Source organism: Kitasatospora sp. NPDC092039, from assembly GCF_044756065.1.
Classification (GTDB): domain Bacteria; phylum Actinomycetota; class Actinomycetes; order Streptomycetales; family Streptomycetaceae; genus Kitasatospora.
Genome location: NZ_JBIVSD010000039.1, coordinates 1 through 24,760, shown reverse-complemented (window position 1 = coordinate 24,760; position 24,760 = coordinate 1). Strand labels below are relative to the sequence as shown.

Genomic DNA, 24,760 nt, shown 5'->3' with positions numbered 1-24,760 from the left:
GCCCGGTTACATTCCGAACCCGGAAGCTAAGCCTTACAGCGCCGATGGTACTGCAGGGGGGACCCTGTGGGAGAGTAGGACGCCGCCGAACAATTATTCCAAAAAGCCCCTTCCCGTCCGGGAAGGGGATTTTTGCGTTACCCTCTGCCAATGCAGAACCTGACCCTGACCTGGCAGTCCGCCGGGGCCGCCGCGATCGGCCTCCACGCGGGCGCGTACGCCGTGGCGAAGGGCCGGAAGCCGGTGCTGTCCTCGCTGTTGCGGGAGGCCGGCACGCTGCTGGCACTGTTCGCGCTCTGGCAGCTGGTCGGGCACCTCTCGGTGATGAGTACGGACCACGCGCTGGACCGCGCGAGCTGGATCCACCACACCGAGCAGGTGGTCGGGCTGCCGGACGAGGCCTCCTGGCAGAAGGCGGTGACGCCGTACCCGGTGCTGGTGAGGCTGGCGAACTACTACTACGCGGTCATGCACTTCGCCGTCATGCTCGGCGTCCTGCTCTGGGTGTTCGTACGGCACCGCGAGCGTTACGCGTGGGTGCGCAACACGGTGGTGATCACGACCGCGGTCTGCCTGCTGGTGCAGTTCGTCCCGGTGGCGCCGCCGCGGATGCTGCCGGAGAACGGCTTCGTCGACGTGGCCGCTCAGTACGGGCAGTCGGTGTACGGCGGTGCGGTCGGCGGTGTGGTGGTGGCCGACCAGCTGTCGGCGATGCCCTCGGTGCACGTCGCCTGGTGCGTGCTGGCGGCGGTCGCGGTGATCCGGGTCTCGCGCAGTTCACTGCGTTGGGTGATGGTGCTGCACCCGGTGCTGACGGTGGCGGTGGTGGTGGTGACGGCCAACCACTTCTGGCTGGACGGCATCGTGGCCGTGGTGATCCTGCTCCTCGCCTACGCCGTGCTGGCACTGTCGGCACGGCGACGGGGCCGGACCTCCGCCGAGACGGAGTTCCGGCCCCGCGGTACCGCCGGGGAGCGGCTGGAGCAGGTCGGTTGAACCGGGGCTGATCCACGGCGCTCCCGGGCCGGTCACTTGACCGGCAGGGCGATCCTCCCCCAGGAGCCGTTGCTCAGCGCGGAGGTGGCCCAGTACCAGGCGGCGAGCCCGGAGACGGCCGCGATCCAGCCGGCCGCCTTGGCCAGGCCGCCGTAGCCGCCGAAGGAGCCGATGGCGGAGAGCACCAGGGAGAGCGTCAGCAGGCCGTAGACGGCGCGGCCGATCAGGCCCGCGCCCCAGCTCGCGGCGGTGAGGGTGAGGGCGAGCAGGGCCCACAGCAGCAGGAAGAGGCCGGCGGCGTTCTTGCCCGCCCCGCCGGCCGCGGACCAGGCCGCCCAGAAGGCGCCGAGGCTGGTGAAGGCGGTTCCGGTGAAGCCCTCGCCGCCGCGGAGCTGCCAGAGGCCCGCGATGAAGAGGGTGGCGCCGCCGAGGACATGGGCGAGGTGGGCCGCGCTCCCGACTCCGGCGCCGTGCAGGATGCCGGTGGAGAGCAGGCCGTAGGCGAGCAGTGTGAGACCGAGCGCGAGGTAGCCGAGGTTACCGGCGTCGGCTCCGGTGGAGCGGGCGTTCGTTGCCCCGGTAGCGTCGTTGCTCACCGGAGGCTCCTTTCACTCTGGGCGCGCGCAGGGCGCAGTGACGCTGTGGTGTCGTCTCGATGAGGGGATGCGCGCGACCGCGCCGAGGGCGCACGGCGGTGAGCGTGCGCGGGCTGCGGTCGGAAGTGAGGGGCCGTCGGAAGTGACGGGCCGGCGCAGAGCCGCCGGTCACGTCCCCGCCGGAGGGAATCTCCGGTGGGATCGGTCTACCCGACCCGCTCCGCTTGTACCATTGTGAATATAACAATTTGCGACTGCGTCAGCCGGCGCTCACACCTGACGCTGGGTGGGCACCCGCAGGGTCAGGATCGCCATGTCGTCGGACGGCGGCTCCGGGGCGAAGCGCTCGACGGCCCGCTGCACCCTCGCCGCGACCGCCCCGGCGGTCAGGCCGGTGCAGCCGGTGAGCACCTCGGCGAGGCCGTCGTCGCCCAGCATCCGCGGGCCCTCGCGGCGTTCGGTGACGCCGTCGGTGACGCAGAGCAGGACCTCGCCGGGGGCGAGCACCAGGTGCTCGGCGGTGAGGTCGAGGTCGTCCATGACACCGAGCAGCGGCTGCGGGGTGGCGGCGCGGTCGACCTGGCCGTCGGTGCGCAGCCGCAGCGGCAGCGGATGGCCGGCGCAGACCAGCGAGAGTTCGGTGCTGCCGTCCGGGCGGGGCGTCAGCTCGCCGTAGAGCAGGGTGAGGAAGCGGCTGCGCGCGCCCTCGTCCAGGATGGCCGCGTTGAGCCGGCGCAGCACCTGCGGCGCGTCCAGGCCCTCGCGGGCGAGCAGCCGCAGCGAGTGCCGGGCCAGGCCGGTGACCGAGGCGGCCTCGGGCCCGGTGCCGCAGACGTCGCCGATGGCGAAGCCGTAGGTGCCCTCGCGGATGGTGAACAGGTCGTAGAAGTCGCCGCCGACCTCGTTGCCCTCGCCGGCCGCCTGGTAGTAGACGTCCACCTCGACGCCGGGGATCTCCGGCAGGTCCGGCGGGAGCAGGCTGCGCTGGAGGGCCTGGCTGGTGGCGGTGCGCTCGGAGTAGAGGCGGGAGTTGTCCAGGGCCAGGGCGGCCCGGCGGGAGAGGTCCTCGGCGAGTTCGAGGATCTCCTGGCGGAACCGGACGCCGGCCGGGACGCCGAGCACCAGCAGGCCGATGACCCGGTTGCGGGCGGTCAGCGCGAGGACGACGGTCTCGCCGAGCAGGCCGGCGAGTTCCGGGCTGTCGACGAGGCCGCCGGCCTCGGCGGTCTCGGTGGGGGCCGTCCAGAACCGGACGCCGCCGTGGGTGGGGCCGGCCTCCGGGGCGGGGGTCTTGTCGAGCAGGTCGCGCAGCGGGTCGATGCGGTCCTCGTCCTCGTGCAGGACGAAGGCGAGCCGGGCCGTCGAGGCGTGGTCGGCGGTGGTGTAGACGGCGCACCAGGAGGCGAGGGTGGGGACGGCCATCTGGGCCATCAGCGCGAGGGTCTGCTCGTGTTCGAGGGTGCCGGCCAGCAGGTCGGAGGCCTCGACCAGGAAGGAGAGCGAGCCGCGGCGGAGCTGTTCGAGCTCGGTCAGCCGGGTGCTCTCGACGGCGAGGGCGACCCGGTCGGCGGCGAACTGGAGGCGCAGCGCGTCCTCGTTGTCGTAGCGGCCGGGCACGGCGGCGGCGATGCCGAGCGAGCCGATCAGCCGGCCCTCGACCTTGAGCGGGACGGTGACCAGGGAGCGCATGCCGCTGTCGGAGAGCAGGGGCAGGCCGGTGGGGCGGGCGGAGAGGTCCTCGTGGACGGAGGGCAGCCGGGCGGAGTCGTAGCGGTTGCCGGTCCCGACCGGGAAGCGGGCGTGCCGGCGGTGTCCGGCGGTGAGGCCGGTGGCGGCGCGGACCTCGAACTCGGCCTCGTCGTCGGTGGTGAGCAGCAGGTACGCGGCGTCGCCGTCGAGCAGGTCGCGGGCGCGTTCGACGGTGCGCTGGAGCAGGGTGTCCAGGTCGTCGGTGGCGACCGGGCCGGCCAGCAGGTCGAGCCGGGGGCCGGCCGGGTCGGGGCGCTCGCCGGGCAGGGCGCGGGCGGGGGAGCGCAGCACCGCGCGGTCGGGTTCGAGGACGAGCAGACAGAGCGTGGAGGGGACGCCCTCGGTGTCGCGCAGCCGGACCTGCACGCCGTACACCTCGACCTCGCGGCCGTCCTGGCGGCGGACGCCGTAGCCGCCCTCCCAGCGGGCCATCCGCAGGGTGTCGGTCAGGCCGAGGCCGCGGGCGGGGGACTGCGGCCAGACCGCGAGGTCGGCCCAGGGGCGGCCGAGGACGCTGGTGGCGGGGTACTGGAAGAGCGCCTCGGCGTCCGGGTTCCAGGCCAGTACCCGGCCGTCCTCGTCGAGTTGGACGACGGCGACGTGCACCGGGCCGGGGCCGCTGGGCAGGTCGCTGCCGGGGGTGGCGGGAACGGCGTAGCGGGTGCCGAGCACCTGTGCGGGCAGTGCGAGGCGGAACCAGACGGTCTTGCGGCCGGCCGCGTACTCGACGCCCCACCGCTCGGAGAGGGCGGAGCACATCAGCAGCCCGCGGCCGCCCTCGCCGTCCGGGTCGGCGTAGCGGTCGGAGGCGTTGACCGGGCCGTGGCCGAGCGAGGGCAGACCGCGCTCGGGGTGGTGGTCGGTGACCTCGATCCGGACGCTCTGCTCCTCGCGCAGGCAGCAGACCTCCGCGGCGGTGCCGGCGTGCACGACGGCGTTGGTGACGAGTTCGCTGACCAGCACGACCGCGTCGTCGACGACCTCGGGCAGGCCCCAGCCGAGCAGCGCGTCCCGGACGAAGCCCCGTGCGGCGGCCGCGGACCGGCCGTCGGGGTCGAAGGTGGCGGCTGCGCGCGCGGTGACCACGTTGCCACTTCTCCTCTGCTGCTCTTGCCCTGGCTGTCCGGGGGTGCGGCGCCGACTCCCGGTGCGCGCCGTCGGGGTGGGCGGCGGCGCTGGGTCGGGTCGTGGCCCGGTGCAGCGCTCCACCCTACTTTCCGCTTGGTTCCCCGTGGGGGCGGGGAGCCGAAACAGGCACCAGAGGGTGATTCTGCCCACCTGTTTCGGGCGGTGCGGTACGAACCGAGCGCAACCGGCCGTTCACCCGGCGCCGTTGCTGCCAGACTGGGGGGTCCGCGACGGCCGGTGGGAGCAGTACGGTCGTGTGGGTGCCGGCGCGTCCAGGGCCGCCGGTACGCAGCCCAGCCGGGCCGGTGCCCGGGTGCGTGCCGCCCCGGCACGGTCGGTCACCGGACAGTTCACGATGTGGGAGGGGCCCGTTGAGTTCGGCCACCAAGGACGCAACCGGAACGACGCCGCCCGCCCCGCGCGGTGGACGCCCCGGGGCCGTGCCGCGGAACGCGGCCGGCCGTCGGGCGAGCCACAACCGTGGTGCGGAGCCCGCCGAGCTGCGCAAGCTGCTGTCGGCGCTGACCGCGATGCGGGACGGCAACTTCCGCCGCCGACTGACCGTGCCGGGGGACGGGCCGCTGGCCGAGATCGCCGCGGTGTTCAACGAGGTCGCCGAGCGCAACCAGCACCTGACCGGTGAACTGGCGCGGGTCCGGCGCGCGGTGGGCCGGGAGGGGCGGCTGAACGAGCGGCTGGAGACCGGTGCGGGCGAGGGTGCCTGGATGGCGGCGGTCGACAACTGCAACGCGCTGATCGACGACCTGGCCCGCCCGATGGCCGAGGTGGGCCGGGTGCTCACCTCGATCGCCGAGGGTGACCTGGACCAGAAGATGGAGCTGCGCTCGCTGCACAGCAACGGGGTGAGCCACCCGCTGCGCGGCGAGTACCTGAAGATCGGGCGGACCGTCAACGGGCTGGTGGACCAGCTCTCCGAGTTCACCGACGAGGTGACCCGGGTGGCCCGCGAGGTCGGCACCGAGGGCAAGCTCGGCGGCCAGGCCAAGGTCCGCAGTGTCTCCGGCAGTTGGAAGGACCTGGCGGACTCGGTCAACACCATGGCGGGCCGGCTGACCGCCCAGGTGCGCAACATCGCCCAGGTGACCACGGCGGTGGCCAAGGGCGACCTGTCCCGCAAGGTCACCGTCGAGGTGGCCGGCGAGATGCTGGAGCTGAAGAACACCGTCAACACGATGGTGGACCAGCTGAACGGGTTCGCCGCCCAGGTCACCACGGTGGCCCGGGACGTGGGGACGGAGGGTCGGCTCGGCGGTCAGGCCCAGGTGCCCGGGGTGGCCGGGGTCTGGCGGGACCTGACCGACTCGGTGAACTTCATGGCCGACAACCTGACCGGCCAGGTGCGCAACATCGCCCAGGTCACCACGGCGGTGGCCCGCGGGGACCTCTCGCAGAAGATCGAGGTGGACGCGCGCGGCGAGATGCTGGAGCTGAAGAACACCATCAACACGATGGTCGACCAGCTCTCCGGCTTCGCCGAGCAGGTGACCCGGGTGGCCCGCCAGGTGGGCACCGAGGGGCGGCTCGGCGGCCAGGCGCAGGTGCCCTGGGCGGCCGGGGTCTGGCGGGACCTGACCGACAACGTCAACTTCATGGCGAACAACCTCACCGATCAGGTGCGCAACATCGCCCAGGTGACGACCGCGGTCGCCAAGGGCGACCTGTCGCAGAAGATCCAGGTGGACGCGCGCGGGGAGATCCTGGAGCTGAAGAACACCATCAACACGATGGTGGACCAGCTGGGCGCCTTCGCGGACGAGGTCACCCGGGTCGCCCGGGACGTCGGCACCGAGGGCATCCTCGGCGGCCAGGCCAGCGTGCCCGGCGTGGCCGGCATCTGGAAGGACCTGACCAACTCCGTCAACCTGATGGCCAACAACCTGACCAGCCAGGTCCGGAACATCGCCGAGGTGACGACGGCGGTGGCGCGCGGCGACGTCTCCAAGAAGATCACCGTCGACGCCCGGGGCGAAATCCTGGAGCTGGTGACGACCGTCAACACCATGGTCGACCAGCTGTCGGCGTTCGCCGACGAGGTGACCCGGGTGGCCCGCGAGGTGGGCACCGAGGGCATCCTGGGCGGCCAGGCCCGGGTGCGCGGGGTGTCGGGCATCTGGAAGGACTTGACCGACAACGTCAACTTCATGGCGTCGAACCTGACCGGGCAGGTGCGCAACATCGCCGAGGTCGCCGGTGCGGTGGCCCGCGGCGACCTCTCCAAGAAGATCTCCATCGACGCGCAGGGCGAGGTGGCGGCGCTCGCCGCGACCCTCAACACCATGGTCGACCAGCTGTCCTCCTTCGCGGTGGAGGTCACCCGGGTGGCCCGCGAGGTGGGCACCGACGGCACCCTGGGCGGCCAGGCGAGCGTGCCGGGCGTGGCCGGGATCTGGAAGGACCTGACCGACAACGTCAACCTGATGGCCAACAACCTCACCGGCCAGGTGCGGAACATCGCGCTGGTGATCACGGCGGTGGCCCGCGGCGACCTCTCGCAGAAGATCGACGTCGACGCGCGCGGCGAGATCCTCCAGCTCAAGACCAGCATCAACACCATGGTCGACCAGCTCTCGGCGTTCGCCGACGAGGTCACCCGGGTCGCCCGCGAGGTGGGCACCGACGGACGGCTCGGCGGCCAGGCCCGGGTGCCCGGCGTGGACGGCACCTGGCAGGACCTCACCGAGTCGGTGAACGAGCTGGCCAACAACCTGACCCGGCAGGTGCGCGCGATCGCCCAGGTCGCCACCGCGGTCACCAGGGGCGACCTGAGCCTGCGGATCGACGTGGACGCCGCGGGCGAGCTCGACGAGCTCAAGGACAACATCAACCAGATGATCGCCAACCTGCGCGAGACCACCCGCACCAACCAGGAGCAGGACTGGCTCAAGACCAACCTGGCCCGGATCTCCGGCCTGCTCCAGGGCCGCCGGGACCTGGAGGCGGTCGCCTCGCTGATCATGACCGAGCTGACCCCGGTGGTCTCCGCCCAGCACGGCGCGTTCTTCCTCGCCCAGCCGGCCGGCCGCACCGCAGAACTGATCACCGAGGACGACGACGAGAACGACACCGTGCTGCGCCTGATCGGCAGCTACGGCTACCAGCGGCGGGCGATGCCGACCACCTTCCGGCCCGGCGAGTCGCTGATCGGCCAGGCCGCGGTGGAGAAGCGGGCGATCATCCTCAAGGAGGCGCCGCCCGGGTACCTGAAGATCGCCTCCGGGCTCGGCGAGGCCTCCCCGGCCCACATCGTGGTGCTGCCGGTGCTGTTCGAGGGCCGGCTGCTGGGCGTGATCGAGCTGGCCACCTTCAGCTCCTTCACCACCGTCGCGCTGGACTTCCTGAACCAGATCGCCGACCTCATCGGCGTCACCGTCAACACCATCAGTGTCAACACCAAGACCGAGGGCCTGCTGCTGGAGTCCCAGCGCCTCACCGCCGAACTCTCGATGCGGTCCGCCGAGTTGGAGGCACGCCAGGAGGAACTGGAGCGCACCAACGAGGAGTTGCAGGAGAAGGCCGAGCAACTCGCCCAGCAGAACCGCGACATCGAGATCAAGAACGGCGAGATCGAGGAGGCCCGGCAGGTCCTGGAGGAGCGCGCCGAGCAGCTCGCCCTGGCCTCCCGGTACAAGAGCGAGTTCCTCGCCAACATGTCGCACGAGCTGCGCACCCCGCTCAACTCGCTGCTGATCCTGGCCAAGCTGCTCTCCGACAACAACGAGGGCAACCTCTCGCCCAAGCAGGTCGAGTTCGCCGACACCATCCACGGTGCCGGCTCCGACCTGCTCCAGCTGATCAACGACATCCTCGACCTGTCCAAGGTCGAGGCCGGCAAGATGGACGTCCGCCCGGCCCGGATCGCCCTGGTCCAGCTGGTCGACTACGTCGAGGCGACCTTCCAGCCGGTCGCGCTGGACAAGAACCTGGACTTCGCCGTCCGGGTCTCGCCCGCCCTGCCGGTCACCCTGCACACCGACGAGCAGCGGCTCCAGCAGGTGCTGCGCAACCTGATCTCCAACGCGGTGAAGTTCACCGACGCCGGAGCCGTCGACTTCTCGATCCGCCCGGCCGGCCGAGACGTCCCGCAGCACGTGCGCGAGCGGCTGCTGGAGTCCGGCTCGATCCAGGGCCCGGACGACGAGCTGATCGCCTTCGCGGTCTCCGACACCGGCATCGGCATCCCCGGCAACAAGCTGCGGGAGATCTTCGAGGCGTTCAAGCAGGCCGACGGCACCACCAGCCGCAAGTACGGCGGCACCGGCCTCGGCCTGTCCATCAGCCGCGAGATCGCCCGGCTGCTCGGCGGCGAGATCCACGCCGAGAGCGAGCTGGGCAAGGGCTCCACCTTCACGCTGTACCTGCCGCTGCGCACCGAGGCCCCGGAGAGCGCCGGCGAGCCGCGCCAGACCGCGCCGAACGGTCTGGCGGCGCGCGCCTCGGTCGGGGTGACCCCGGTGGGCCTGCCGGTGCCGGTCGGCGAGAACCCGGCCGACCACTGGGCCCAGGAGGTCCGCGAGCTGGCCGAGGAGCGCCGCCGCGGCGCGGTGGAGCGCCGGCGCGCCGCCGCCCTGGAGAGCGCCGCCGGGCCGCGGACGGTGGAGCCCGCACCGCCCCGTCCGGTCAACGGCGACCGGCGCTTCGACGGCCAGCAGGTGCTGATCGTGGACGACGACGTCCGCAACGTGTTCGCCCTCACCAGCGTGCTGGAGCAGCACGGCCTGACCGTGCTGTACGCCGAGAACGGCCGCGAGGGCATCGAGATGCTGGAGCAGCACGAGAACGTGGCGCTGGTCCTGATGGACATCATGATGCCGGAGATGGACGGCTACGCGACCACCGAGGCGATCCGCCGGATGCCCCAGTTCGCCGGCCTGCCGATCATCGCGCTGACCGCCAAGGCGATGAAGGGCGACCGCGAGAAGTCGCTGCAGGCGGGGGCCACCGACCACATCACCAAGCCGGTGGAGACCGACCACCTGCTGTCGGTCATGCGCGAGTGGCTGAACGGGGACCGCGCGTGACCGCCCGGAGAGGCGTGAACCCCGGACCGGGCCCCCGGGTTCACCTCGGCCCGGCGGTCGGCTTGCTGGCGGTCGGGCCCGGGAACCGGGTAGGGTCACCGATCGTTGCGAACAGTGACCGGACGGCGACACGCTGCTGAGCGTGCGCCGGAGCACTGGCTGCGCGCCGCTCCGGATCGGGTCACGGCGGGGCGATGTGCCGGGCGAGGGGGTGCGGCTAGCATGACCGGGGTAGCGGTGGGCGGTACGCGGGTGCCTGCACCGGGCGGCAGGCAGGCGACAGGAGGGCGAGCCCTGATGCAGAAGGCCAAGATCCTCCTGGTCGACGACCGACCGGAGAACCTGCTGGCGCTGGAGGCGATCCTCTCGGCCCTGGACCAGACGCTGGTGCGCGCGGCCTCCGGCGAGGAGGCGCTCAAGGCGCTGCTCACCGACGACTTCGCGGTGATCCTGCTGGACGTCCAGATGCCGGGGATGGACGGCTTCGAGACCGCCGCCCACATCAAGCGCCGCGAGCGCACCCGGGACATCCCGATCATCTTCCTGACCGCGATCAACCACGGCCCGCACCACACCTTCCGCGGCTACGCGGCCGGCGCGGTGGACTACATCTCCAAGCCCTTCGACCCGTGGGTGCTGCGCGCCAAGGTCTCCGTCTTCGTCGACCTGTACGCGAAGAACTGCCAGCTGAAGGAGCAGGCCGCGCTGCTGCGCCTGCAACTGGAGGACGGCGGCGACGGGCAGGCCCTCGGCGGGGCGCTGCTGGGCGAGCTGTCCGCCCGGCTGGCGGCGGTCGAGGAGCAGGCGGAGGCGCTCGGCAAGCAGCTGGACGGCGGCGAGGACGCGGGGGTGGCCGCCACCGCCGCGCACCTGGAGCGCAAGCTGGCGGCGCTGCGCCGGGCCCTGGACGCGATGCGTCCCGGCAGTTCCTGATCCCCCGCCGGCGGTTCACCCGTCCGGGTGGTTCGACGCGGCGACCGGGTGAATCCGGATCAGGGTGACGGTGTGTCGGCGACACGTCCGGGCGCCCGGACTCGGGCGCATGTGCAGTGGTCGCCCGCCCCGGTAGGCTGCTGACCCATGGCCACTCGCACGCCCGGGAACGCAGCACGTAAGACGAGTCCGGGTCCGTCCAAGAAGGCCGCGGCGAAGGCCCCGGGCAAGCCGCCCGCGAAGAAGGCGGCGGCGAAGAAGGCGGCTCCCGCGAAGAAGACGGCGGCCAGGCCGGCCGCGCCCCCGCCGAAACCGTCCAGGTCGGTGCTGATGGGCGCGCTCAACGCGCTGGCGAGCCCGATAGCCGCGATCTTCCGGGGCTTCGGCGACGGTGCCAAGAACCTCGACCCGGCCCACCGCAAGGACGGCGTGGGCCTGCTGCTGTTCGCCCTCGCGCTGGTGACCGCGGCCGGCACCTGGTTCAGCCCGCAGGGCTGGCTGGGCGAGGCGGCCACCGCCGTGGTGTCCGGGCTGTTCGGCCGGCTCGACGTGCTGGTGCCGTTCCTGCTGGCCGCGATGGCGGTCCGGCTCTGGCGCCACCCGGAGCTGCCGGAGGCCAACGGCCGGATCATGATCGGGCTGAGCGCGCTGCTGGTCGGCGTCCTCGGCCTGGTCCACATCGGCTGCGGCGCGCCCATGATGGGCAGCGGCGCCTCCCGGATAAGGGCGGCCGGCGGGATCATCGGCTGGGCCGCGTCCACCCCGATGATGGCCGCCGCCGGGCCCGCCCTCGCCGTGCCGCTGCTCCTGCTGCTGGCCTTCTTCGGTCTGCTGGTGGTCACCGCGACCCCGGTCAACCGGATCCCGGAGCGGCTGCGGTCGATCGGTGTACGGCTCGGGGTGGTCGAGCCCGGGCCGGAGGACGAGCACTGGGGGCGCACGCCGGAGCGCGAGCTGTCCACCGACCCGCCGGAGGACGCCGACCCCGACGCGCTGCCGTTCACCGTGGACACCGACGGTGACGACCCCTCGGACGAGGTGGCCGCCCGCCGGCGCCGCCGCAAGCGCAAGCCGGCCGAGGAGCCGGGGGACGCCGAGCGGATCTCCCTGGACAAGGAGCCGCTGGACCCGTACGCCACCCGCGACCTCGCCGCCGGCGCGGCCGCCGACCTGGACGGCGCGCTGGTCTACGGCGTGCCCGCGTCCTCCGCGGTGGCGGACATGATGCACCAGGTGCAGGACCGCACCGCGCCGCCGGAGGAGGCCGCCGTCCCGGCCGCCCGCAGCGGCGGGGTGGGGGCGCCCGAGGGGCACGGCGAGGCGCCGGTGCGGATGGAGCAGCTCCAGCTCGGCGAGGGCGTCACCTACGCGCTGCCCTCGCTCGACCTGCTGGAGCGCGGCGGCCCGGCCAAGGCCCGCAGCGCCCTCAACGACGAGGTGGTCGCCCAGCTCACCAGCACCTTCGCCGAGTTCAAGGTGGACGCCCGGGTCACCGGCTTCACCCGGGGCCCGACGGTCACCCGCTACGAGGTCGAGCTCGGCCCGGCCGTCAAGGTGGAGCGGATCACCGCGCTCGCCAAGAACATCGCGTACGCGGTGGCCAGCCCGGACGTGCGGATCATCAGCCCGATCCCGGGCAAGTCCGCGGTCGGCATCGAGATCCCCAACCGGGACCGCGAGATGGTCAACCTCGGCGACCTGCTGCGCTCGCGCACGGCCGCCGAGGACCCGCACCCGATGGTCGTCGGCATGGGCAAGGACGTCGAGGGCCACACCGTGATGGCCAACCTCGCCAAGATGCCGCACATCCTGGTGGCCGGCGCGACCGGCGCGGGCAAGTCCTCCTGCATCAACTGCCTGATCACCTCGATCCTCGCCCGGGCCACCCCGGACGAGGTGCGGATGGTGCTGGTCGACCCCAAGCGGGTCGAGCTGACCGCGTACGAGGGCATCCCGCACCTGATCACGCCGATCATCACCAACCCCAAGAAGGCCGCCGAGGCCCTCCAGTGGGTGGTGCGCGAGATGGACATGCGCTACGACGACCTGGCGGCGTTCGGCTTCCGGCACGTGGACGACTTCAACGCGGCGGTGCGGGCCGGCAAGGTCACCCCGCCGCTGGGCAGCGAGCGCGAGCTGACGCCGTACCCGTACCTGCTGGTGATCGTCGACGAGCTGGCCGACCTGATGATGGTCGCGCCGCGCGACGTCGAGGACTCGGTGGTCCGGATCACCCAGCTGGCCCGCGCGGCCGGCATCCACCTGGTGCTCGCCACCCAGCGGCCCTCGGTGGACGTGGTCACCGGCCTGATCAAGGCCAACGTGCCGTCCCGGCTGGCCTTCGCGACCTCCGCGATGGCCGACTCCCGGGTCATCCTGGACCAGCCCGGTGCGGAGAAGCTGATCGGCAAGGGCGACGCGCTCTTCCTGCCGATGGGCGCCAGCAAGCCGATCCGCATGCAGGGCGCGTTCGTCACCGAGGCGGAGATCGCCAAGGTGGTGCAGCACTGCAAGGACCAGCTGACCGCCGTCTACCGGGACGACGTGATGGTCGGGGGCGGGCCGAAGAAGGAGATCGACGAGGAGATCGGCGACGACCTGGACCTGCTGATCCAGGCGGCCGAGCTGGTGGTCTCCACCCAGTTCGGCTCGACCTCGATGCTCCAGCGCAAGCTCCGGGTCGGCTTCGCCAAGGCGGGCCGGCTGATGGACCTGATGGAGTCGCGCGGGATCGTCGGCCCGAGCGAGGGTTCCAAGGCCCGCGACGTGCTGGTGAAGCCGGACGAGCTGGACGGGGTGCTGATCACCCTTCGGGGCTGACGCCGGGCCAAGCGGGGCCCGGGCCGTGTCCTGACCGAGGTGTCACTCGTTCGGTGGAGGGTAGGCGGCGTGCGGGGAACCGAACGTGCGTACACCGCGTCACACGGCGGAAAGCGGTCCCAGGGACCCCCGCGCGGCTCCGCCGACGTCCCGTCAGCGGAGTGTCGGACCCCGGTGAGAACGGGTATGCGCATTCGGGCCCGTTCCGCTTGAGAAACGATCCGCCCCCGCCCCTAGACTGTTCCCCAGCAGGTGGCCATCCGCTCGAAAGGCGTGCCCCGTGACCATCGGCAAGTCCTCCGATCGCGAGAACACCATGCCGTCCCCCGAGCCGGCCGACGACGTGGTGCAGGCGGCCGATGCCCCGAGCATCGGCCGGATGCTGTCCACCGCCCGGATCGACGCGGGACTCACGGTGGACCAGGTGAGTACCGCCACCCGGGTGCGGGTGCCGATCGTCCATGCCATCGAGGAGGACGACTTCGCCCGCTGCGGCGGCGACTTCTACGCCCGCGGGCACATCCGCCTGATCGCCCGGGCGGTCGGCCTGGACGGCGAGGCGCTGGTCGCCCGGTACGACGCCGCGCACGGCGGCTCGCCCGCCGCCAGGCGCCCGTCGACCCAGCTGATCGACAGCGGCCCGATCAAGGTGCCCCGCCGCGGTCGGCCGAACTGGGCGGCCGCCATGGTCGCCGCGATCGTCGCCGTGGTCGCGCTGATCGGCTTCAACCTGGTCAGCGGCAAGGACGGGCGCGGCACCACCGGCTCGGCCAGCGCGCCGCTGCCCAGCGGCTCCGGGACCGGCTCGGTGGCCCCCGCCGCCACGCCCACCGTCCAGCCGCCGGCGCCCGCGCCGAGCGCCGCCGCGATCGCCGCCGTCCCCGCCGACAAGGTCACCGTGAAGCTGGTCGCCGAGGGCACCAGCTGGGTCTCGGCGATGGACGGCACCGGCAAGTCGCTGTTCCAGAACAACATCAGCAGCGGCCAGGACCAGACCTTCACCGACCCCAAGCAGATCAAGCTGGTGCTGGGCAACGGCGGGGCCGTGCACGCGTACGTCAACGGGAAGGACCTCGGCCTCCTCGGCAAGGACGGCCAGGTGGTGCACGTCACGTACACCCCCGGAGACCCGCAGGCAGGCTGACCACAGGGGTCGGAAGGCCCACCGATGATCAGCTGATCCGAGGCGCGCGGCCTCCGGGGCGAACGGCACCGGAGCCCGCGCGTTAATCTTGGCCCTATGCCTGAACGCCGCACTGTCGCCCTTGTCACGCTCGGATGCGCCCGCAACGAGGTGGACTCCGAGGAACTCGCCGGGCGACTGGAAGCCGACGGCTGGTTGCTCGTCGACGACGCCACCGACGCGGACGTCGCCGTGGTCAACACCTGCGGCTTCGTCGAGGCCGCCAAGAAGGACTCGGTGGACGCCCTGCTGGAGGCCAACGACCTCAAGGGGCACGGCCGCACCCAGGCCGTCGTCGCCGTCGGCTGCATGGCCGAGCGGTACGGCAAGGAGCTCGCCGACGCCCTCCCCGAGGCGGACGGCGTCCTCGGCTTCGACGACTACGCCGACATCTCCGACCGCCTCCAGACCATCCTGTCCGGCGGCCACCACGCCCCGCACCTGCCGCGCGACCGCCGCAAGCTGCTGCCGATCAGCCCGGCCGAGCGGCAGACCGCCGCCGAGGCGGTCGCCCTGCCCGGCCACGGCGCCGAGGCCGCCGCCGAGCCGATCGCCGACCTGCCCGACGGCGTCGCCCCGGCCTCCGGCCCGCGCACCCTGCGCAAGCGGCTGGACGACAACCCGGTCGCCTCCGTCAAGCTCGCCTCCGGCTGCGACCGGCGCTGCTCCTTCTGCGCCATCCCGGCCTTCCGCGGCTCCTTCATCTCCCGCCGCCCCTCCGACGTGCTGCACGAGGCCCAGTGGCTGGCCGGGCAGGGCGTGCGCGAGATCGTCCTGGTGAGCGAGAACAACACCTCGTACGGCAAGGACCTCGGCGACATCCGGCTGCTGGAGACGCTGCTCGGCGAGATCTCCGCGATCGAGGGCGTCGAGCGGGTCCGGGTCTCCTACCTCCAGCCGGCCGAGATGCGCCCCGGCCTGATCGACGCGATGACCGGGACCACCGACGTGGTGCCCTACTTCGACCTGTCCTTCCAGCACTCGGCGCCCGCCGTGCTGCGCCGGATGCGCCGCTTCGGCTCCACCGACCAGTTCCTGGAGCTGCTGGGGACGATCCGCGGCAAGGCCCCGCAGGCCGGCGCCCGGTCCAACTTCATCGTCGGCTTCCCCGGCGAGACCGAGGAGGACTTCGCCGAGCTGGAGCGCTTCGTCACGCACGCCGGGCTGGACGCGATCGGCGTCTTCGGCTACTCCGACGAGGACGGCACCGAGGCCGCGACCTACGACGGCAAGCTCGCCGAGGACGTGATCGCCGACCGGCTGGACCGGCTGAGCCGGCTGGCCGAGGAGATGACCGCCCAGCGGGCCGAGCAGCGGATCGGCACCGAGGTCGAGGTGCTGATCGAGTCGATCGAGGACGGCGTGGTCGAGGGCCGCTCCGCCCACCAGGCCCCGGAGACCGACGGCCTGACCACCCTCACCGGTGTCGAGGCCCCCCGGGTCGGCCAGTTCTGGCGGGCCAAGGTGGTCGCCAGCGAGGGCGTCGACCTGATCGCCGAGGCGCTGGAGCAGGTGCGGGTGCCCGCGACCGCGGGGGCCGACACCTCGGGAGCCGGGGAATGACCAAGGGGCCAGGCGCCCCGGCCGCGGCCCACCCGGGCAGACCGGTGGCCGCGGCGCCGTCGACCCCGGGGGTCTGGAACATCGCCAACGTGCTCACGATGGTCCGGGTGCTGCTGGTGCCGGTCTTCGTGGTGCTGCTGTTCGCCGACGGCGGGCACGACCCCAAGTGGCGCTCGGTCGCCTGGGCCTCGTTCGCGATCGCGATGATCACCGACCTGTTCGACGGTGAACTGGCCCGGCGCAAGGGCCTGGTCACCGACTTCGGGAAGATCGCCGATCCGATCGCCGACAAGGCGATCATGGGCTCGGCGCTGATCGGCCTCTCGCTGCTCGGCGACCTGCCCTGGTGGGTCACCGTGGTGATCCTCTCCCGCGAGCTCGGCATCACGCTGATGCGGTTCTGGGTGATCCGCTACGGGGTCATCCCGGCCAGCCGCGGCGGCAAGCTGAAGACGCTGACCCAGGGCACCGCGGTCGGCATGTACGTACTGGACCTGACCGGCTGGCTGGCCACCGGGCGGGCCGTGCTGATGGCGCTGGCGGTGCTGCTTACCGTCGGCACCGCGCTGGACTACATCGGGCAGGCGCTGCGACTGCGCCGCGAGGGGCGGGCCGCGGCGCGGCCGGGCCGCTGAGCTACGGGGGGACCGGGTGGCGGAGCGGGACTACGGACTGGCCGAGCGGGCGCACGCCGCGCTGCGCGCCGAGGGCGGCACGCTGGCCGTCGCCGAGTCGCTGACCGGGGGTCTGCTGGCCGCCGCGCTGGTGGACGTCCCCGGCGCGTCCGCGACCTTCCGGGGCTCGGTCACCGCGTACGCGACCGAGCTGAAGGCCTCGGTGCTCGGGGTGGACGAGGGCCTGCTGGACGTGTACGGGCCGGTCCACCCGGTGGTGGCCCGACAGATGGCCGAGGGCGTACGGGGACTGCTGGGAGCCACCTACGGGCTCGCGACGACAGGGGTGGCCGGGCCCGACCCGCAGGACGGGCAGCCGGTGGGCACCGTACACCTGGCGGTCGCCGGCCCGGGTGGAACCCTGGTCAGTTCACCCCTGCTGTCGGGGGGTCGTGCCACAATCCGTCACGAAGCGGTGACCGCCGCGCTGGAGCTGCTGGTCGGTCGGTTCGTACGCTAGGGGCCCGCCGGGGCGGGATCTCCACCGAACCGAGATCTGCCGGTCTGGCGCGCGGGCATGGGACAGCTGGAGGATCGTGTTACATCCAACACCCTGGTTGGGCAGAAACCAGGTGGCGAACGAGTTGCGTGACGGTGACCGGGTGGGTCGCTACGGGTACCACGAGGGGCCCGCGAACCCGGGTGCGACACCGGAACGAGGAGGGGGACGGCCTTGCAGCCCAGAGTGAACACGACCAGGGTCCCCGCACGCGAAGCGGGCAAGGCGGTACGGTGGGGACGTGACATCTCGATCCGCAGTCCGAGGAGGGAGGCACCGATGATCCTGCTCCGTCGCCTACTGGGCGATGTACTGCGTCGGCAGCGCCAGCGCCAGGGCCGCACACTCCGCGAGGTGTCGGCGGCCGCCAGGGTTTCGCTCGGATACCTCTCCGAGGTCGAGCGGGGGCAGAAGGAGGCCTCCTCGGAGCTGCTCTCCGCCATCTGCGACGCACTCGACGTCCGGATGTCCGAGGTCATGCGCGAGGTCAGCGACGAACTGTCGCTCGCCGAACTTGCGGCGATGGCCACCCTCTCCGAAGGTGATCTGCTGAGGCCGGTGCTCGAACCGGTTCCGCTACCCGCCCCCGGCACCGACCGGGCGAACATGTCGCCCAAGGCCGCCGCGATGGACGTGGTCGCCGCCTGATCCCGGCCTCGACTCCCGGGCGCCCCTGCCCGGGGCGAGCGAAGGGAGGGCGGTCGTGCGAACAGACGCGCAGACGCGCCCGAGCGCCCGAATACGGGCCCGGATGCGACTGTTCCTCCGGGTACGGCGTCCGGTGCGGTGGGTCCTGGTGGTCTCGGCAGCCGGGCTCGCCTGGTGGCTCCTGGTGGTCCGGGGACAGCTGACCGACGGTGCTGCGCTGGGCCTGCTCGCGGCCGGCGGCTGGGGACTCGGTCTCATTCCGGTCCACGCCGACTGGAGCGCAACCGGACCCGCCCGGCGCAGGCGCGCGGAGCCGGTGGCACCGGCGCAGGCGCAGCCCCCGCCGAACGGGTGATTCGACGTGGCCGGGGGCCGCGGGGTTCTCGGCCCCGCGGCCTCCGGCTTTTCGTGCCCCGGTTCAGGGGCGCAGGCGCAGGCCGCGCGGGGTGGCGTGGAAGCCGGCCTCCTCCAGGGCGTGGCCGAGGGCCGAGCCGAGCGCGGGCTCGCCGTTGGCCCGCTCGATCGTGACGCTGCCGAGCGCCCCCTCCCGGACGGCGGCCGCGAGCGCCCCGGCCGCCAGTGCCCGGGTGGCGCCGTCCTCCGGCCAGGCAAGCAGGGACTTGCCGCCGCGCTCGACGTACAGCGCCAGCTCGCCGTCCACCAGGACCACCAGGGCGCCCGCCTTGCGGCCCGGGCGGTGGGCGGTGGACTCCTTGCCGCCGGGGGAGGCGGGCGGTTCGGGCCAGGGCAGGGCGGCGCCGTAGGCGTTGGCCGGATCGGCGGCGGCCAGCACCAGCGCCTGCGCCGGCTCGGCGGCCGGGACGGCCGGCCACTCGGCGGCCCGGGCCCGCTCCAGCCGGCCGTTCACCGAGCGCAGCCGGTCGGCCGCGCCCTCCATGGCGAACTGGGCGCCGCCCAGGCCCTCGACGAAGTAGCCCCGGCGGGCCCGGCCGCGCTCCTCCATCGCGGCGAGCACCCGGTACACCCCGGCGAAGCCGCCGGGCACCCGTTCGGCCGCCACCGTGCCCCGGGTGAGCAGGCCGTGCCGGTCCAGCAGGCTCTGCGCCTGGGCGGTGGCCCGGACCGTCGGGTCGGCGGCGGAGGCGGGCAGCAGCGACCAGCGGCCGGCCACCGTCGGCGGGCCGCTGCGCAGGGAGCCGCCGACCCGGCCGAAGGCCCGGCCGGCGCCGCCGTAGCGGCCGCGCGGGGTGGACCGGGGCGCGCGGTGGGCGGTGGCGCCCGCCGTCCGGCCGGAGCCGAGCAGGGCGCGCAGCGGGGCGAGGGTGTCGTTGGTGACGTAACCGGCCCAGACGAGGTCCCAGAGCGCCTCGACGACCTCCGGCTCGGCGGTCCCCTCCGGCAGCTGCTGGACGAGCTGGCGGAAGAACAGGCCGTAGCCGCCGGCCAGCGCGGACATCAGGGCGCTGTGCACCGGGGTGAGCGCGGGCGGGACGGGCTCGGGGCGCAGCAGGTGGGCGTTCTCGGCGAGGTGCAGGCTGAGCCAGCCGTCCTTGCCGGGCAGGGCGCCGGCCCCGCACCAGCCGACCTCGCCGGCCGCCATCAGCTCGTCCAGCAGGCCGGGGGAGTAGTCGGAGAGCCGGGCCGGGAGGATCAGCTTCTCCAGCGCGGACGCGGGCAGGGCGGTGCCCTGGAGCTGCTCGACCACCCGCAGCAGGCCGTCCGGGCCGCGCAGCCGGTGGCCGGCCAGGTGCTGCCACTGGGGCAGGAAGGCGGCCAGGGCGCGCGGCGGGACCGGTTCGACCTCCTGGCGCAGCGCGGCCAGCGAGCGGCGGCGCAGCCGTCGCAGCACCTCGGCGTCGCACCACTCGGCGGCGGTGTGCCGCTCGGGATCGGTGTGGCTTCCGGCGGGCCGGAACTGGCCCTGGACCAGGCGGCCGGCGGCGGTCATGCGGTGCAGGGTGCCGATGACCACGGCGGTGCCCAGGCCGTAGCGGTCGGCGGCCTCGGCGGCGGTGAACGGGCCGTGGGTCCGGGCGTGGCGGGCAATGAGGTCCCCCAGCGGGTCCTTCACCGGCTCGGTGAAGGCCTCCGGGACGCCGACCGGCAGCGGGGTGCCGAGGGCGTCGCGCAGCCGTCCGGCGTCCTCGATCGCGGCCCAGCGCCGCTCGCCGGCGATCCGGACCTGGATCACCCGGCGGGCCGCCTCCAGCTCCAGGGCCCACAGCGGCTCGGCGCCGCGGAGCGTCAACTCGGCCTCGCTGAGCGGGCCGAGCAGGCGCAGGGCGTCGGCGACGCCCTCGGCGTCCCTGATCCGGCGTTCGGGGGTGAGGCGCTGGAGCTCGGCCTCCAGTTCGGTGAGCACCTGCGGGTCGAGCAGTTCGCTCAGCTCGGCCTGGCCGAGGAGTTCGGACAGCAGCCGGGAGTCGAGCGAGAGGGCGGCGGCGCGGCGCTCGGCGAGCGGGGAGTCGCCCTCGTAGAGGAACTGGGCGACGTAGCCGAACAGCAGCGAGCGGGCGAACGGCGAGGGCTCCAGGGTGGTGACCTCGACCAGGCGGACCGCGCGGGACTCCAGATCGCCCATCAGCTCGACCAGGCCGGGGACGTCGAAGACGTCCTGCAGGCACTCCCGGACGGCCTCCAGGACGATCGGGAACGAGCCGTACTCCGAGGCGACTTCCAGCAGTTGGGCGGCGCGCTGGCGCTGCTGCCAGAGCGGGGTGCGGCGGCCGGGGTTGCGGCGGGGGAGCAGCAGGGCGCGGCCGGCGCACTCCCGGAAGCGGGAGGCGAACAGGGCGGAGCCGCCGACCTGGTCGGTGACCAGCTGCTCGATCTCGCCGGGGTCGAAGAGGGCGGCGTCGGCGCCGACCGGGGCCTCGTCCGGGGCCGACTGCTCCGCGGGGGCGCTGAAGTCGAAGTCGAGGGAGAGCAGGTCCGCGTCGGGCAGGCGGAGCACGATGCCGTCGTCGGCGTGCATGACCTGTGGGTCCAGGCCGTGCTTCTCGCGCAGCCGGGCGCCGAGGGCGAGCGCCCAGGGGGCGTGCACCTGGGCGCCGAAGGGGGAGTGGATGACGATCCGCCAGTCGCCGAGCTCGTCCCGGAAGCGTTCGACCACGATGGTGCGGTCGTCCGGGAGGTGGCCGCAGGCGGTGCGCTGCTCGGCCAGGTAGTCCAGCAGGTTGGCGGCCGCCCAGTCGTCCAGTCCGGCCTGCTTGAGCCGCTCGGTGGCGGCCTCGGGCTGGAGCGCGCCCAGTTCGCGGGTGAACGCGCCGAGGGCGCGGCCGAGTTCGAGCGGCCGGCCGAGGGCGTCGCCCTTCCAGAACGGGAGCCGGCCGGGGACGCCGGGGGCGGGGGTGACCAGAACCTTGTCGTGGGTGATGTCCTCGATCCGCCAGGAGGTGGTGCCGAGGGTGAACACGTCGCCGACGCGGGACTCGTAGACCATCTCCTCGTCGAGCTCCCCGACCCGGCCGCCGCCCTTCTTCGGGTCGGTCCCGGCGATGAAGACGCCGAACAGGCCGCGGTCGGGGATGGTGCCGCCGGAGGTGACGGCCAGCCGCTGGGCGCCTGGGCGGCCGGTCACCGTACCGGCCACCCGGTCCCACACCAGCCGGGGGCGCAGCTCGGCGAAGGCGTCCGAGGGGTAGCGGCCGGCCAGCATGTCGAGCACGGCGTCGAAGGCGGACTGCGGGAGGGACGCGAAGGGCGCGGCGCGGCGGACCACGGCGAGCAGGTCGTCCACCGGCCAGGCGTCCAGGGACGTCATCGCGACGAGCTGCTGGGCGAGCACGTCCAGCGGGTTGCGCGGGATGCGCAGCGCCTCGATCCGGCCGGCCCGCATCCGCTCGGTGACCACCGCGGACTGCACGAGGTCGCCCCGGTACTTGGGGAAGAAGACGCCGGTGGAGACCGCGCCGACCTGGTGGCCGGCCCGGCCGACCCGCTGCAGGCCGGAGGCGACCGAGGGCGGGGACTCGACCTGGACGACCAGTTCGACGGCGCCCATGTCGATGCCCAGCTCCAGGCTGGAGGTGGCGACCACGGCGGGCAGCCGGCCGGCCTTCAACTCCTCCTCGACGAGCGAGCGCTGCTCCTTGGAGACGGATCCGTGGTGCGCCCGGGCGATCACCGGGGGCGCGCCCTTGGCCGCGCCCGAGCCGCCCATCAGCTCGGCGGGGGCGTGCGCCTCGGGGACGGCGGTGCCGGTGGCGCGCTCGTGGGCGATCTCGTTCAGCCGGTTGCACAGCCGCTCGGCCAGGCGGCGGGAGTTGGCGAAGACGATGGTCGAGCGGTGCGCCTCGACCAGGTCGACGATCCGCTCCTCGACGTGCGGCCAGATGGACGTCTGCCGCTGCGGGTCGCTGCCGGCGGCGCCGCCGGTGGCAGGGGCGGCGGGCAGGTCGTCCAGGTCGGGGACGGGGACGACCACCGAGAGGTCGAAGTCCTTGGCGGCGGCGGGCTGGACCACGGTGGCGCCGCGCCGGGGGCTCAGGAAGCGGGCCACCTCGTCGACCGGGCGGACCGTCGCGGACAGGCCGATCCGGCGGGCCGGGCGGTCCAGCAGTTCGTCCAGCCGCTCCAGGCTGAGCGCGAGGTGGGCGCCGCGCTTGGTGCCGGCGACGGCGTGCACCTCGTCCAGGATCACCGTGTCGACGCCGCGCAGGGCCTCCCGGGCGGCGGAGGTGAGCAGCAGGAACAGCGATTCGGGGGTGGTGATAAGGATGTCCGGCGGGTGGGTCGCGAAGCGGCGGCGGTCGGCGGCCGGGGTGTCGCCGGAGCGGATGGCGACCTGGACCTCGGGCTCGGGCAGACCGAGCCGGACGGCGGCCTGGCGCAGGCCGGCCAGCGGGGCGCGCAGGTTCCGTTCGACGTCCACCGCGAGGGCCTTGAGCGGTGAGACGTAGAGGACCCGGCAGCGGCGCTTGGGCTCGGCGGGGGGCGGGGTGCTGCTGAGCCGGTCGAGGGCGGCGAGGAAGGCGGCCAGCGTCTTGCCGGAGCCGGTGGGGGCGACCACCAGGACGTCCGTCTCCCGCTGGATGGCCTGCCAGGCCTCGGCCTGGGCGGCGGTGGGAGCGGAGAAGGCACCGGTGAACCAGGCCCGGGTGGCCGGGGCGAAGCCGGCCAGGGCGTCGGGGGCGGGCGGGGTCGGGTGCTGGGGCGCCATGCCCCCATGGTGCCGGGTGGGACTGACAAGCGGGGGTGGGGGCGGAGGGAGGGGAGGAGGTGGGGCGGGGCGTGGGGTGCAAGCTGGGGGGCAGAAATGGTGATCCGCTCATATGGTGAGAAATCGGATGCTTGATCCATCCGTGACCCATCGGACCGACGAGCGGAGACCGTGCGATGGCGCAGGCGTACCCGCCGGGCAGGACCGCCCGCGCCGCCCGTCGCCGCCGGGTCCGCGGGCCCGCCCGGGCACTGCTCGCGATGCTGCTCGTGGCGCTCGTGGTGGGCGGTGCCGTCCCGTACGTGTCGGGGCCGGGGCGGGCATACCTCAGCTACCTGGTGCTGGCCGAGGGCGAGGACGCCACCGGCGCGGCCCGGGCCGGGAAGGAGAGCCGGTCGGCGGGCGGACAGGTGGTCCAGGAGTACCCGCAGATCGGGGCCGCGCTGGTGTACGCGACCGGCCCGTTCGCCGACCGGGTCCGGGCCCGGCCCGGGATCGCTGCGGTCGGGGCCACCAGGACCGCGCCGGTGGTCGCGCCGCCCCGGGCGGTGGCGGGGGCGGGGGACTTCACGGCGGGGACGGACCGGGCGGTCGGCGGGGGGCGGGGCGGGGACGGGGTCGTCGGGCGGGGTGGTGACCGGGGGGACTCGGGGACCGTCACGGTGCCCGACCCTGGGGAGGGCGGGGCCTGGAACCTCGCCATGGTCGGGGGCGCCGGCGGCCGGGCGGGCGACGCCTCGGCGGTGTCCGCGGGAACCGGGCCGAGCGTGGAGGCGCTGCACAAGGTGCTGGTCGCGGTGCTGGACTCCGGGGTCGACGACACCCACCCGGACCTGCGCGCCGCCGTCGACCCGAAGGCCTCCGCCTCCTGCGCGGACGGCCGGCCCGACGCCCGCACCGGCGCCTGGCGGCCCGACGCCGGGGTGGTCGAGAGCGGCCACGGCACGCACGTGGCCGGGATCGTCGGCGCCACCCGGGACGGCCACGGCGTCACCGGGGTCGCGCCGGGCGTGCGGATCGCCGCCGTCCGGCTGCTCGGGCCGCTCGGGCAGTACTACGCGGAGAACATCGTCTGCGGCATGCTCTGGGCCGCCGACCACGGGGCCAAGGCGATCAACAACAGCTACTTCGCGGACCCGTGGAAGTACAACTGCCCCGAGGACCGGGACCAGGCCGCGCTGGTCGCGGCCGTCGGACGGGCCGCCGGATACGCCCAGCGCAAGGGGGCGGTGGTGGTGGCCTCGGCGGGCAACGACGGGCAGGACCTCGGCGCAGCCCGGACCGACGAGCGGAGCCCCAACGACCGGGTCTCGGGGCCGGCGCCCGTCCGCCACCTCGGCACCGAGTGCGTACGGCTGCCCGGCGAACTGCCCGGGGTCGTCACCGTCACCGCGGTCGACCGGGACGGGCACCCGGCGGGGTACTCCAACTACGGGCGCGGGCGGGTCTCGCTGGCCGCGCCGGGAGGCGATCCGGACGGCGGGACGCAGGGGGCGGTCGTCTCCGACTGGCCGGGCGGGCAGTACGCGGCGCTGGCGGGGACCTCCATGGCGGCCGCGCACGTGACCGGGGCGGTGGCGGTGGTGGCGGCTCTGCATCCGGAGCTGGGGGCGAGTGGGTTGGCGGGGGTGTTGGCGGGGGCGGCGGCGGGAGGGTGTCCGGTGGGGGTGCGGGGGTGTGGGGAGCGGGGGTATTTCGGGGCGGGGTTGTTGGTGGTGCCGCGGTGAAGGGGGGTTCTTGTTCGGGGGGTGGCTTTCGGGAGGGTGGGGGCCGGGGGCGGCTCCGGGGGTGGGTGCTGCGGGGGCTGGAT

14 protein-coding genes and 1 rRNA gene are annotated in these 24,760 nt (G+C 73.7%); 12 read left to right on the top strand and 3 right to left on the bottom strand.

From position 1 onward, the window contains the following. Together rrf and ACIQI7_RS38320 are read left to right on the top strand one after the other, a co-directional pair. Window positions 1–91 (top strand): 5S ribosomal RNA (gene rrf, locus ACIQI7_RS38325); the annotation flags it as partial. Window positions 92–150: 59 nt separating this feature from the next. After that, window positions 151–996 (top strand): phosphatase PAP2 family protein, encoded by an 846-nt coding sequence (locus ACIQI7_RS38320; RefSeq protein WP_401119324.1) that lies wholly within the window; start codon window positions 151–153, stop codon window positions 994–996. A 32-nt stretch (window positions 997–1,028) separates the two neighbouring features. Here the strand turns inward: ACIQI7_RS38320 and ACIQI7_RS38315 are convergent, their stop codons facing one another. Further along, on the bottom strand, window positions 1,029–1,592 hold the full coding sequence (locus ACIQI7_RS38315) for a GPR1/FUN34/YaaH family transporter (protein WP_401119322.1): 564 nt from the start codon (window positions 1,590–1,592) through the stop codon (window positions 1,029–1,031). A gap of 270 nt (window positions 1,593–1,862) precedes the next feature. Beyond that, the gene (locus ACIQI7_RS38310) at window positions 1,863–4,550 is read right to left on the bottom strand and encodes a SpoIIE family protein phosphatase (protein ID WP_401119319.1); all 2,688 of its coding nucleotides are present in this window, start codon (window positions 4,548–4,550) and stop codon (window positions 1,863–1,865) included. Between the two features lie 359 nt (window positions 4,551–4,909). Here ACIQI7_RS38310 and ACIQI7_RS38305 point away from each other — a divergent pair, with 359 nt between their 5' ends. The 9 genes from ACIQI7_RS38305 to ACIQI7_RS38265 all read left to right on the top strand — a co-directional run bounded on the left by ACIQI7_RS38305 (window position 4,910) and on the right by ACIQI7_RS38265 (window position 18,183). Beyond that, window positions 4,910–9,508 (top strand): HAMP domain-containing protein, encoded by a 4,599-nt coding sequence (locus ACIQI7_RS38305; RefSeq protein ID WP_401119317.1) that lies wholly within the window; start codon window positions 4,910–4,912, stop codon window positions 9,506–9,508. Window positions 9,509–9,802: 294 nt separating this feature from the next. Then, on the top strand, window positions 9,803–10,441 hold the full coding sequence (locus tag ACIQI7_RS38300; protein ID WP_401119329.1) for a response regulator: 639 nt from the start codon (window positions 9,803–9,805) through the stop codon (window positions 10,439–10,441). A gap of 147 nt (window positions 10,442–10,588) precedes the next feature. Next, window positions 10,589–13,261: a DNA translocase FtsK gene (locus ACIQI7_RS38295; protein WP_401119315.1), complete on the top strand. Its 2,673-nt coding sequence runs from the start codon at window positions 10,589–10,591 to the stop codon at window positions 13,259–13,261. Between the two features lie 280 nt (window positions 13,262–13,541). After that, complete coding sequence (locus ACIQI7_RS38290) at window positions 13,542–14,405, top strand: helix-turn-helix domain-containing protein (protein ID WP_387760784.1); 864 nt, start codon at window positions 13,542–13,544, stop codon at window positions 14,403–14,405. 96 nt (window positions 14,406–14,501) lie between these two features. After that, window positions 14,502–16,007, top strand: a complete 1,506-nt coding sequence (rimO, locus tag ACIQI7_RS38285; RefSeq protein WP_401119312.1) for a 30S ribosomal protein S12 methylthiotransferase RimO — start codon at window positions 14,502–14,504, stop codon at window positions 16,005–16,007. Then, window positions 15,896–16,642 carry a CDP-diacylglycerol--glycerol-3-phosphate 3-phosphatidyltransferase gene (pgsA, locus tag ACIQI7_RS38280; protein WP_401119327.1) on the top strand — a complete coding sequence of 249 codons (747 nt, stop codon included), beginning with the start codon at window positions 15,896–15,898 and terminating at the stop codon, window positions 16,640–16,642. Before rimO ends, pgsA begins: the two co-directional genes overlap by 112 nt. Before the next feature lie 16 nt (window positions 16,643–16,658). After that, window positions 16,659–17,141, top strand: a complete 483-nt coding sequence (locus tag ACIQI7_RS38275; protein WP_401119310.1) for a CinA family protein — start codon at window positions 16,659–16,661, stop codon at window positions 17,139–17,141. Between the two features lie 318 nt (window positions 17,142–17,459). Then, a complete protein-coding gene (locus ACIQI7_RS38270; RefSeq protein ID WP_049660741.1) occupies window positions 17,460–17,828 on the top strand; it encodes a helix-turn-helix domain-containing protein in 369 nt (122 codons plus the stop codon). Between the two features lie 103 nt (window positions 17,829–17,931). Next, window positions 17,932–18,183, top strand: coding sequence for a hypothetical protein (locus tag ACIQI7_RS38265; protein ID WP_401119308.1), 252 nt, complete (start codon window positions 17,932–17,934; stop codon window positions 18,181–18,183). 63 nt (window positions 18,184–18,246) lie between these two features. On the opposite strand, the gene ACIQI7_RS38260 is transcribed toward ACIQI7_RS38265, so the two are convergent. Next, on the bottom strand, window positions 18,247–22,950 hold the full coding sequence (locus ACIQI7_RS38260) for an ATP-dependent helicase (RefSeq protein WP_401119305.1): 4,704 nt from the start codon (window positions 22,948–22,950) through the stop codon (window positions 18,247–18,249). A gap of 176 nt (window positions 22,951–23,126) precedes the next feature. Here ACIQI7_RS38260 and ACIQI7_RS38255 point away from each other — a divergent pair, with 176 nt between their 5' ends. Next, the gene (locus tag ACIQI7_RS38255; protein ID WP_401119303.1) at window positions 23,127–24,677 is read left to right on the top strand and encodes a S8 family serine peptidase; all 1,551 of its coding nucleotides are present in this window, start codon (window positions 23,127–23,129) and stop codon (window positions 24,675–24,677) included. The last annotated feature ends 83 nt before the right edge of the window (window positions 24,678–24,760 follow it).

Excerpts from the sequence above, each read along its gene's own strand:
- ACIQI7_RS38320 (WP_401119324.1), top strand. The coding sequence starts at position 151 with ATGCAGAACCTGACCCTGACCTGGCAGTCCGCCGGGGCCGCCGCGATC.
- ACIQI7_RS38295 (WP_401119315.1), top strand. The coding sequence starts at position 10,589 with ATGGCCACTCGCACGCCCGGGAACGCAGCACGTAAGACGAGTCCGGGT.
- rimO (WP_401119312.1), top strand. The coding sequence starts at position 14,502 with ATGCCTGAACGCCGCACTGTCGCCCTTGTCACGCTCGGATGCGCCCGC.
- ACIQI7_RS38270 (WP_049660741.1), top strand. The coding sequence starts at position 17,460 with ATGATCCTGCTCCGTCGCCTACTGGGCGATGTACTGCGTCGGCAGCGC.
- ACIQI7_RS38265 (WP_401119308.1), top strand. The coding sequence starts at position 17,932 with ATGCGACTGTTCCTCCGGGTACGGCGTCCGGTGCGGTGGGTCCTGGTG.
- ACIQI7_RS38260 (WP_401119305.1), bottom strand. The coding sequence starts at position 22,950 with ATGGCGCCCCAGCACCCGACCCCGCCCGCCCCCGACGCCCTGGCCGGC.
- ACIQI7_RS38255 (WP_401119303.1), top strand. The coding sequence starts at position 23,127 with ATGGCGCAGGCGTACCCGCCGGGCAGGACCGCCCGCGCCGCCCGTCGC.